2 protein-coding genes are annotated in these 1,903 nt (G+C 61.4%); both read right to left on the bottom strand.

From position 1 onward, the window contains the following. Positions 1-199 precede the first annotated feature (199 nt). A complete protein-coding gene (locus tag AC2FPW_RS03675) occupies positions 200-1,129 on the bottom strand; it encodes an electron transfer flavoprotein subunit alpha/FixB family protein (protein WP_496812589.1) in 930 nt (309 codons plus the stop codon). Beyond that, entirely contained in the window at positions 1,129-1,887 is a 759-nt protein-coding gene (locus AC2FPW_RS03670) for an electron transfer flavoprotein subunit beta/FixA family protein (protein WP_209506332.1), read from the bottom strand. The genes AC2FPW_RS03675 and AC2FPW_RS03670 overlap by 1 nt, the downstream gene beginning before the upstream one ends. Between the last annotated feature and the right edge of the window lie 16 nt (positions 1,888-1,903).

The raw sequence follows: 1,903 nt of genomic DNA, 5'->3' as shown, positions 1-1,903 counted from the left end.
GTGTGTCCTCCTTGTCAGACGAGATCGAGGACGTGTTGTTCGGGACGCTGCAACAGCCTGTGGCCGAGCATATGCTCGGCCCCTCCGCGCACAGGGAGATTGCTTTGAAGCTTGAGGCGGCTTTGAGGGAGTTGAATTGAAAAAGGCCCGCTCGGTGGCGGGCCTTTGGTGATTGTGGGGCTAAGGCCCCGGGCTGCGTTCAGCCGAGTTTTTCGGTCAGTTCCGGGACCGCCTGGAACAGGTCGGCGACCAGTCCGAAGTCGGCGACCTGGAAGATCGGTGCCTCTTCGTCCTTGTTGATCGCAACGATGACCTTTGAGTCCTTCATGCCCGCAAGGTGCTGGATTGCGCCCGAGATGCCGACCGCAACATAAAGATCGGGGGCAACAACCTTGCCGGTCTGACCCACTTGCCAGTCGTTCGGGGCATAGCCCGAGTCGACAGCGGCGCGCGACGCGCCAACCGCAGCACCCAGCTTGTCAGCCAAAGCTTCGATCAGCTTGAAGTCTTCTTCCGAGCCGACACCACGGCCGCCCGAGACAACAACACCAGCCGAGGTCAGTTCCGGACGGTCACTTGCGGCGACCTTGTCTTCGACCCACGTCGACAGGCCGGGATTGTCGCCGACCGAGACGGTCTCGACCGCAGCCGAGCCGCCGGTCCCCGCCGCATCGAAGGACGCGGTGCGGATGGTGACGACCTTCTTGGCGTCGTTCGACTTCACGGTCTGGATCGCGTTGCCCGCATAGATCGGGCGCTCAAACGTCGAGCCATCGACCACGCCCGAGGCATCCGAGATCACCATCACGTCCAGCAGGGCTGCGACGCGCGGCATCACGTTCTTGGCGTCGGTGGTCGCGGGGGCCACGATATGCTCGTACCCATCGGCCAGACCCACGATCAGCGCGGCGGTCGATTCCGCCAGGCGATGACCCAGCGATGCGTCTTCGGCAACCAGCACCTTGGACACGCCGTCGATCTTGGCGGCAGCCTCGCCGGCAGCGGCGGCCGAGCCGCCTGCGGCCAGAACGGTCACGTCACCCAGCACCTTGGCAGCGTTTACTGCCTTGGCAGTGGCGTCCAGCGCCAGTTCGCCGTTGTTGACTTCGGCAAGCAGAAGTACAGCCATTACACAGCCCCCACTTCTTTGAGTTTCGAAACCAGCTCATCCACCGAGCCAACGATGATACCTGCGGCACGTGCCGGCGGTTCTTCGGTCTTGACGATTTCCAGGCGCGGCGTGACGTCGACGCCGTAATCGGCTGCGGTTTTCTCATCCAGCGGCTTTTTCTTCGCCTTCATGATGTTGGGCAGCGACGCATAGCGCGGCTCGTTCAGGCGCAGGTCAACGGTCACGATGGTCGGCATCTTGACGCTGATAGTCTGCAACCCGCCATCCACCTCGCGGGTGATCTTGGCACTGTCGCCTTCAATATCCAGTTCCGAGGCAAAGGTGCCCTGCGACCAGCCCAACAGGGCCGACAGCATCTGACCGGTGGCGTTCATGTCGTTGTCGATCGCCTGCTTGCCCGCCAGAACGATGCCGGGCTGCTCTTCCTCGACCACTTTGGCTAGGATCTTGGCAACTGCCAGCGGCTCGATATCGGTGTGCACATCATCCGTCGCAACAACAAGGATCGCGCGGTCGGCACCCATGGCCAGAGCGGTCCGCAGCGTCTCTTGCGCCTGCTTCACACCAATTGAAACGGCAACAACTTCGTCTGCCTTGCCAGCCTCTTTCAGGCGAATGGCCTCTTCAACCGCAATCTCGTCGAACGGATTCATCGACATTTTGACATTGGCGAGATCAACACCGCTACCGTCCGCTTTCACGCGGACCTTCACATTGTAGTCAATCACGCGTTTGACAGGTACCAGTACCTTCATTGTAGCGCTTTCTCCT

The organism is Ruegeria sp. SATB027 (genome assembly GCF_059613825.1).
Note: the sequence above shows the minus strand (reverse complement) of the source record. Positions and strands in the feature narration are given on the sequence as shown.